The following is an 8,050-nucleotide window of genomic DNA, read 5'->3' on the forward strand; positions in this document are numbered from 1 at the left end:
AGCGCAGACCCCCACACAGCGCAGACCCCCACGCAGCGCAGACCCCCACACAGAGCAGACCCCCACGCAGCGCAGACCCCCACGCGGGGGCGGGCCCCGCGGGGCCCTCAGGGCCCCGCGCCCGAAACCCTGCGGGAGGCACAACGCAGCGTTCACGCCGCGTTCTCCGCGTCCTGTATAGCCTCGTCCTCATGAGCAGGCCGCCGTTTCTCACCCTTCCCTCGGGCGCCCGCGCCCTTCGGCTGTCGACCGCGCGTGGCGAGTTCGCCGTGCATGACGCGCGGCCCGAGCGCTCGTCGCGGGGGACCGTGTTGCTGGTGCCGGGGTTCACCGGGAGCAAGGAGGACTTCATCGCGCTCCTGGAGCCGCTGGCCGCCGCCGGGTTCCGGGCGGTCGCGGTCGACGGGCGGGGGCAGCACGAGAGCCGCGGGCCGCGCGACGAGTCCGCGTACGCGCAGGACGAGCTGGCGCGGGATCTGCTGGCCCAGGCCACGGCGCTGGCGGACGGCGCGGGGCCGGTGCACGTGCTGGGGCACTCGCTCGGCGGGCTGATCGCACGGGCCGCCGTGCTCCGCTCCCCCGCCGCCTTCGCCTCGCTCACGATCATGAGTTCCGGGCCCGCGGCCATCGCGCCCCCGCAGCAGACCCGCACCAAGCTGCTGATCGACGCGCTGGGCACAATGGACATGGAGTCCGTGTGGCAGGCGATGCGCGAACTCGATCCGCCCGAGGCGGCCGATGAGGTGACCCCGCCCGGCGTACGGGACTTTCTGCGCACGCGCTGGATGGGCACCGTTCCGGAGCAGCTGATGGCCACCGGGCGGCAGCTGAACGGCGAGCCGGACCGGGTCGGGGAGCTGGCCGCGACGGCGCTCCCCAAGCATGTGCTGTCGGGCGAGGTGGACTACGCCTGGCCGGTGCCGCTGATGGACGCCATGGCGGAACGGCTGTCCGCCCACCGGACCGTGATCGAGGGCGCGGAGCACTCCCCCAACGCGGAGCGGCCGCATCCCACGGCGGACGCGCTGATCACGTTCTGGGAGAGCATCACCTAGTACTGCGCCTGGAGGTGCTCCCAGAAGCCGTCCCGCAGCGCGCGCCGCAGGTCGGCGTGGGCGCGCAGGGACAGCCGCAGCATCCCCTCCGCGTCGATCAGCAGCTCCTGGTCGACCGAGCCGGGCAGATAGGGGTGGCCGGGCAGCAGGTCGGCGAGGCTTTCGCGGCCGCGTGCGGAGAGCCACTGGGCGGCGATCTGCGCGCCGATGAAGCGCACCTCGTCGCGGGAGGGCGCGGGCCCGCACAGCGGCGTGTCGCCGTTCGGCTCGTAGCCGGTGGCCCGCCGGGTGACGTACGGCTTGCAGAAGTCGAGGTCGAAGGTGCGCTGGCTGTCGACCTCCCACAGCAGCGGCTCGGCCTGGTTGCGCCCGTCGAGGGCCTCGATGCCCCACAGGTGGACGCGTGCTCCGTAGCCCTGCGCGGCCTCGACGGCGGAGACGAGGTCCTCGTCGCCGCCGATGAGCACGGCGTCGCCGATGGCCCGGTGCCGGGCGAGGGATTCGAGGTCGGAGCGGATGAGTGAGTCGACGCCCTTCTGCTGGTTGTTGGCGTTGAGGTTGCCCAGCCGGACCTTGACGTCGGGCAGCTCGGCGATGCTCTGCTGCTCCGGGGTGTGGATCCGGCGCCGGGCCCCGTCGAACCAGTAGACCCGCAGCAGCCGGCTGTCCGGGAAGATCATCCGGGCCCTGTCGATGAACGCCTCGATGATCCCCTCCGCGTCCAGCTCGAAGGCCCGGCGGTCCTCCGTTCCGGCGACGAGCCGCCCGGCGGCCGCGTAGACATATCCGGCGTCCACGAAGATCGCGTGAGTGGAGGGCGTGGTCGCGACCTCGGCCAGCACGCGCTGTAGCAGCTCATTGGTGCGCTCGATGCCGTCGACGATCGAGGCGAGGTCTGGTTGGCCCGGGGGCATCACGTCACTCATACGCGGTTCATTCTCCGGGCCCCTTCCGGAGGGGCACAACCGGACTCCGTCCGATCGGCGCCCGACCAGGGAATACTTAGCCTGGCGAAAAATTTCATTAGCGTAGGGAATCTTTTCAGGGCATGCTTCGTTGAACAGGTTGTGGAACGCGCGGCAGCGACGCCGCGCGTCTCCCGTACACACCAGTTCTCCAGCAGGAGGATCAGACGAAGGGAGAAGCCTTGCAGCGCTTCGAGATCATGCGTCTTGACGATGTCGACGGCAACGCCGTGGACAGCACCGTCGTGGACGCCGCCTCCGTCAACCGGATCGTGCAGCAGGCCGCCGCGATCGGCCAGCGCATCTACATCCGTCCAGCCGAAACCGCCGCACGGTAGTAGCACCGACACAGAAGCAGCAACAGCAGACACGGACGCAGACGGGTCACCGACGAGACGAGGGTGACCACACCTGAACGCGTTACCGCAGCCGCCCCCGTACGCCGTCGTACGGGGGCGCTTCGCGTGGGGCCAACGCCGCCCGGCGCACGATCTCGGCGTAGACCTCCGGGTCGGTGGTGTACTCGCCGAGCCGACAGGTCTTACGGCTGCCGTGGTAGTCGCTGGAGCCCGTGGTGAGCAGCCCGTGCTCGGCGGCGATCGCGCGCAGCCGCGCCCTCGTCGGCTCGTCGTGGTCCATGTGGTCGACCTCGATGCCGTCGAGACCGGCCGCGGCCAGCTCCTCGATCGCGCTCTCCGGTACGCACTCGCCGCGCTTGACGGCCAGCGGATGCGCGAAGACGGCGACCCCGCCCGCGCCCTTGACCAGCCGGACCGCCTCGAAGGGGTCCAGCTCGTGCTTCTCCACGTACGCCCGGCCGCCGTTCGCCAGCCACTCCGAGGAGAACGCGTCCGAGACGCTCTCCACGACGCCCGCCTCGACCATCGCGGTCGCGACGTGCGGCCGTCCGACGGCCCCGTCCCCGGCGATCTCCGCCACCCGCTCCCAGGTGACGGGCACGCCCAGCTCGCGCAGCTTCGCCACCATCCCCTTGGCCCGGGGCACCCGGTCGTCGCGCACCAGCTCGCGCTCGCGCGCCAGCTCGGGTTCGGCCGGATCGAAGAGGTACGCCAGCATGTGCAGGCTCACCCCGCCCAGGCGGCAGGACAGCTCGGCGCCGGTGACCAGCGTCAGCCCCTCCGGCAGCGCCCCGGCCGCCTCCTCGTAGCCGCCGACCGTGTCGTGATCGGTGAGCGCGACGACGTCCAGACCGGCCGCGGCGGCATTGCGCACCAGCTCGGCGGGGGTGTCCGTACCGTCCGACGCGGTGGAGTGGGTGTGCAGGTCGATGCGCACGAACGCGGGCTCCCAGCGGTAACAGGGTGAACAAGCAGCCTGCTTCAGGGTAGCCGCAGTCCAGGGCATGCCCGCGTCAGGGGGTGATCACTGCGGTGCTCGTGACATACGTCAGGACAACAGCCGCGGCGACAGCGCGCCGCACGGCACCAGATCCACTTCGGCGCCCGCGTCCCGCAGATCGGTGAGCACCATCTCGTCGTACATCAGCAGCCCGGTCTGCTCGGGCCAGACCACCGCCCACAGCCACAGCCCGCACGCCTCGCCCGCGAACACCGCGCGGTCGTCCGGGGTGCCCTCGACGTGCCACAGCGGGGTGGGACGCCCGGCGGCCAACACCTTGACGTGCGGCGGCTTGTCCACCCGCATCCCGGGGCCGGGGTCGGGGCCGGGGATGCCCGCGTACCGCGCGCCGAGCCCCACGCCCAGCTCCTCCGCGATCAGCAGCAGCTCCCCGGGGCCGCCCAGCGGACCGGGGCCCGAACAGGCCACGACGGTGGCGCGGCCGCCGCTGCGGTCGTCACCGGCGCACGCGACCCCGGTGAACAGCCAGCCGACGGGCAGCGGCCACGGCATCCATACGGGCACCCGGGCGCGGTTGGTGACCACCACGAGTGCTTCCACGCTCGGCGGGACGACCGGCTGAACGGGGTGCACCGTGCCGTGCACACCGCACTGCCAGGAGTCGGCGAAGAGACCGGGCGCACGCACCCGGCCACCGCACTTCGGGCAACTGGGTTCGCCCCTCATAGGGCCCCACGGTCCTCCCCGCCCGTCCCCACGTCAAGGACGATCACCCGTGTGGAGGGAACGGGCTTCCGACGGGCACACGACGGGCTCACGACTCGTTTCCGGCGGGCTTCACCCCAGCGGCACACCGGACCTGGCCGGGTCGCGCAGGTCCGTACCGTGCCGCAGCCAGCGGTCCTGGAGGGCGCCGGCGCCGTGGACCCGCTTCCACGCCGCCTCGTTGCCGGTCATCGGCAGCAGCGGCAGGAAGCGCACCGGCTCCATCGGCTCGATCAGCTCCAAGTCCTGGACCAAGCCGCCCGGTTCGCCGACGAGTACGGAGGTGAAGGGCGCCCCGGGCCACAGCGGGCCGCCCAGGTCCAGGGACGCGCCCGGGGTCACCACCACGCCCTCGACCTGCGGCGAGGCGGCCAGCACGGCGAGCGGGCGCAGCACCTCGTCCAGGACGGCGGAGCCGGGGCCGGGGGCGCCGCTGCGCACCGTGAGGACCAGCTCGGCGCGCGGGCCGCGGAGCTGGTCGGCGACGGCGGCGGTGGGGTCGGTCATCGGATGGTCCGACATGCCGAGGGTGGCGTACCGGACGACGTTCCCGTCCGCGCGGAAACGCAGCACCTCGATGCGGTCCGTACCGACGAACGTGACGGCGGCGCGGGCGTCCGGCTCGCCCAGCGCCGTGATCAACCGGGCCTCGACCAGCTGCGTGACGTCTGACATGCGGTGAGCATAGATCGCGTATCGAACGGGCAAAGCGGCGGCTTAACGGTTCTGCCGACTGATAGCCTGGCTGCCTGCCCAGGGAAATACGTCGTCCCCCAAGGGGGACCGGCCGGAGGAGGTGGGGCTGCGGTGGATCCGAGTCGACCGTGCAGTACCGACAGTTCTCCCGTCGTTTCCCCTTGGTATGCGACTTCATGATCTGAAACCTTCCGTACCCCACCGCCTAGCGGTGAAACACGTGAAGTCTTCTCGCATCAAGGGCATGTGACGGCAGAGCGCCTTCGTATCGCATCTGTTCTTTGTTCTCCGCGAACTTCCGTCAGCGCCATCGCACGGAGCGCCGCCCGCTTTGCGGACGTACGCCTCAAGGGAGTGCCGTACGTCCACCTTCCGGGCGCCGCGCTGCGCCGCGCGCCCGCCGCTGACGGCCGGCCCGTGAAGGAGCCCGTCATGTCGATGATCCGTGACCTGCGTGCAGCCGTCCGCCCCGCCCTGCGCCTGACCCACAAGGCCAGCAACTACGACACCACCCGCGACCCGTCCGTCACCAGCGCCATCGTCGACTGCGCCGTCTACCGCGACGGGAAGCGGGTCAGCGACCACGTCAGCCCGGCGCAGGCGATGGAGCGGGTGCGCGCCGAGGGCGGCTTCGCCTGGATCGGTCTGCACGAGCCGAACGAGCGCGAGTTCGCGGGCATCGCACAGGAATTCGGGCTGCACCCGCTGGCCGTGGAAGACGCGGTGCAGGCGCACCAGCGGCCGAAGCTGGAGCGGTACGACGACAGCCTCTTCACCGTCTTCAAGACCATCCACTACGTGGAGCACGCCGAACTCACCGCGACCAGCGAGGTCGTGGAGACCGGCGAGGTGATGTGCTTCACCGGCCACAACTTCATCGTGACCGTGCGGCACGGCGGCCAGGGCTCGCTGCGCGCCCTGCGGCACCGGCTCCAGGAGGACCCGGAGCTGCTGGCCAAGGGCCCCTCGGCGGTGCTGCACGCCATCGCCGACCAGGTCGTGGACGGGTACCTGGCGGTCGCCGACGCCGTCCAGGACGACATCGACGAGGTCGAGATCGAGGTCTTCTCGCAGGCCACCTCCCGGCGCGGCGGCGACGCGGGCCGGATCTACCAGCTCAAGCGGGAGGTGCTGGAGTTCAAGCGGGCCGTCTCGCCGCTGCTGCGGCCGATGCAGCTGCTGAGCGAGCGTCCGATGCGGCTGGTGGACCCCGACATCCAGAAGTACTTCCGGGACGTCGCGGATCACCTGGCCCGGGTCAACGAGCAGGTGCTGGGCTTCGACGACCTGCTGAACTCGATCCTCCAGGCGAACCTGGCGCAGGCGACGGTCGCCCAGAACGAGGACATGCGCAAGATCACATCCTGGGCGGCGATCTGCGCCGTCCCGACGATGATCGCCGGGATCTACGGCATGAACTTCGACTACATGCCGGAGCTGCACTGGAGGTTCGGCTACCCGATGGTGCTGGCCGTCACGGTGGGGATCTGTGTCACGATCCACCGCGGATTCAAGCGGAACGGCTGGCTCTAGGGGGCTGTGCGCGGGGCGTCCTGGGTCTGCTTACGGCCCGCCAGGACGACCAGCGCGAGCCCGCCGAGGATCACCAGGAGCGCCGGGTAGGCGGCGACCGGCGGCTGCTGGCCCAGCCACACCGCCGCGATCAGGGCCGCGCCCGGCGTCTCCAGCAGGATCGCGGTCGACGTCACGGACGGGCCCAGGCCCTTGACCACCCGGTTGATCAGCGTGTGCCCGAGCAGCTGCGCGGTGACCATCAGCAGCACCAGCTTCAGCCAGGTGTCCCCGCCGTAGCCGTGCAGCCGCACTCCCGCGGCCAGGCAGGTCAGCAGCAGGCACACGCTGGTCGTGGAGTAGCAGACGTAGGTGTACGCGGTCGTGCTTGCCACCCGGCGCACCTCCGCCCCCAGCAGCACGTACCCGGCCGCGGCCACGCCGCCCACCAGGGCGAGCGCGTCGCCCGCGAGGGCCTGCGGGGAGGCGGACAGGTCGACCCCGGTGAGGATCACCACACCGAGGAACGCGAGCACCGTGCCGAGGGTCGCCGCCGGGGGCGGGCGGTGGCCGCGCAGCCGCAGCAGCAGCGCGGTCCAGATCGGGGTCGTGGTCACCAGCGCGGTCGAGGAGGCCACGGACGTCATGTGCAGGCTCGGCAGCCAGGTCCCGAAGTGCACGGCGAGCAGCGCCCCCGAGGCGGCCGAGAGCGCCACCGCCCGGCGCCCCATCCGGCGCAGCTCGCCCCGGTGGCGCCACAGCGCGAGTGGAGTGAGGGCGCCGACCGCCATGGCGTTGCGCCAGAACGCGATGGCGAGGGCGGGGGCCGCGATCGCGGCGGCCAGCGGGGCGGAGAGCGACACCCCGGCGACGGCGACGGCCAGCAGGGCCGCGTCCAGGGTCGGGTGCGGTGCGGTGGTGGCGGTGGCTGTGCGGGTGGGGCGGGTGGAGCGCGTCGTGGGCACGCCGCTCAGCGTAAGGTGCGTGCGCCGCGCATGGGACTGTCATTTCGCTGGGTGGGATGCGCGGGGGGCACCGGCCCCGCTGTCCTAGGCTGTTCGCATGACGCAGACGCCGACGCCGCTGGACGCCATGGACCTGATCGACCGCGCCCTGGTCGAGGAGGCGTCCAAGAAGTCCGCCCTGGTCTGGGTTCAGGGCTCCGAGGGCGCCGCCCGCGCCCTGTGGCACATCTGGCACGAGGGCGCCGTCTGCCTCGTCGGGGACGGCCCCGACGAGCAGCCGCTGAAGGGGCTCGGGCTGGTGGACGGCGGCACCGCGACGGTGACCGTGCGCAGCAAGGACAAGGGCGGGCGGCTGGTCGGCTGGCCCGCGCGGGTGGTCGAACTCACCCCGGGCGGCGAGGCGTGGACCGCGGCCGTCGGCGAGCTGAAGGGCAAGCGGCTGAACGCGGTGGACGCGGACACGATCGAGGACCGGTGGGCCCGGGAGTGCCGGGTGCTGCGGCTGGAGCCGGTGGCCGACGCGGCGCTGGTGGAGGCGGGGACGGGTTCGCTCGCGGCGGCGCCGCCGGCCTCTCCCGCCGTGACGCGGCGGCCGATTCCGGCGGGACTGCCGAAGCTGGTGGCGCGCGGGAAGCGGGGGCGGAAGGCGGGCTGATTTCCCCACCCCGCCCCTTCCCGAAACCGGGGGCAAGCCCCCGGCCCCCCGATGCGGGGCTCCGCCCCGCGCCCCGCCGGGGCTCCGCCCCTGGACCCCGCTCCTCAAACGCCGGAG

9 protein-coding genes are annotated in these 8,050 nt (G+C 72.2%); 4 read left to right on the plus strand and 5 right to left on the minus strand.

Annotation, left to right across the window (positions count from 1 at the left end):
- Positions 1 to 191 precede the first annotated feature (191 nt).
- Entirely contained in the window at positions 192 to 1,055 is an 864-nt protein-coding gene (locus EEJ42_RS36895) for an alpha/beta fold hydrolase (protein WP_123106548.1), read from the plus strand.
- Here EEJ42_RS36895 and EEJ42_RS36900 read toward each other — a convergent pair.
- Entirely contained in the window at positions 1,052 to 1,981 is a 930-nt protein-coding gene (locus EEJ42_RS36900) for an NYN domain-containing protein (protein ID WP_123106549.1), read from the minus strand. The two genes, EEJ42_RS36895 and EEJ42_RS36900, sit on opposite strands and share 4 nt — an antisense overlap.
- A 221-nt stretch (positions 1,982 to 2,202) precedes the next feature.
- On the opposite strand from EEJ42_RS36900, the gene EEJ42_RS51385 reads away from it, so the two are divergent.
- Positions 2,203 to 2,358 carry a hypothetical protein gene (locus EEJ42_RS51385; RefSeq protein ID WP_009715242.1) on the plus strand — a complete coding sequence of 52 codons (156 nt, stop codon included), beginning with the start codon at positions 2,203 to 2,205 and terminating at the stop codon, positions 2,356 to 2,358.
- Between the two features lie 82 nt (positions 2,359 to 2,440).
- On the opposite strand, the gene EEJ42_RS36905 is transcribed toward EEJ42_RS51385, so the two are convergent.
- The 3 genes from EEJ42_RS36905 to EEJ42_RS36915 all read right to left on the minus strand — a co-directional run bounded on the left by EEJ42_RS36905 (position 2,441) and on the right by EEJ42_RS36915 (position 4,780).
- Positions 2,441 to 3,316: a PHP domain-containing protein gene (locus tag EEJ42_RS36905; RefSeq protein ID WP_123106550.1), complete on the minus strand. Its 876-nt coding sequence runs from the start codon at positions 3,314 to 3,316 to the stop codon at positions 2,441 to 2,443.
- A 111-nt stretch (positions 3,317 to 3,427) separates the two neighbouring features.
- Positions 3,428 to 4,066, minus strand: a complete 639-nt coding sequence (locus EEJ42_RS36910) for a DUF6758 family protein (protein ID WP_123106551.1) — start codon at positions 4,064 to 4,066, stop codon at positions 3,428 to 3,430.
- A 111-nt stretch (positions 4,067 to 4,177) separates the two neighbouring features.
- Positions 4,178 to 4,780: a suppressor of fused domain protein gene (locus tag EEJ42_RS36915; RefSeq protein WP_123106552.1), complete on the minus strand. Its 603-nt coding sequence runs from the start codon at positions 4,778 to 4,780 to the stop codon at positions 4,178 to 4,180.
- Positions 4,781 to 5,233: 453 nt separating this feature from the next.
- Here EEJ42_RS36915 and EEJ42_RS36920 point away from each other — a divergent pair, with 453 nt between their 5' ends.
- Positions 5,234 to 6,334 carry a magnesium and cobalt transport protein CorA gene (locus EEJ42_RS36920; RefSeq protein ID WP_123106555.1) on the plus strand — a complete coding sequence of 367 codons (1,101 nt, stop codon included), beginning with the start codon at positions 5,234 to 5,236 and terminating at the stop codon, positions 6,332 to 6,334.
- Here EEJ42_RS36920 and EEJ42_RS36925 read toward each other — a convergent pair.
- A complete protein-coding gene (locus EEJ42_RS36925; RefSeq protein WP_184503453.1) occupies positions 6,331 to 7,278 on the minus strand; it encodes a DMT family transporter in 948 nt (315 codons plus the stop codon). The two genes, EEJ42_RS36920 and EEJ42_RS36925, sit on opposite strands and share 4 nt — an antisense overlap.
- 97 nt (positions 7,279 to 7,375) lie before the next feature.
- Here EEJ42_RS36925 and EEJ42_RS36930 point away from each other — a divergent pair, with 97 nt between their 5' ends.
- The gene (locus EEJ42_RS36930; protein ID WP_123106554.1) at positions 7,376 to 7,933 is read left to right on the plus strand and encodes a hypothetical protein; all 558 of its coding nucleotides are present in this window, start codon (positions 7,376 to 7,378) and stop codon (positions 7,931 to 7,933) included.
- Positions 7,934 to 8,050: the final 117 nt, after the last annotated feature.

Origin of the sequence: Streptomyces botrytidirepellens, assembly GCF_003721215.1 — a bacterium.
In the GTDB taxonomy this organism is placed as follows: domain Bacteria; phylum Actinomycetota; class Actinomycetes; order Streptomycetales; family Streptomycetaceae; genus Streptomyces; species Streptomyces himastatinicus.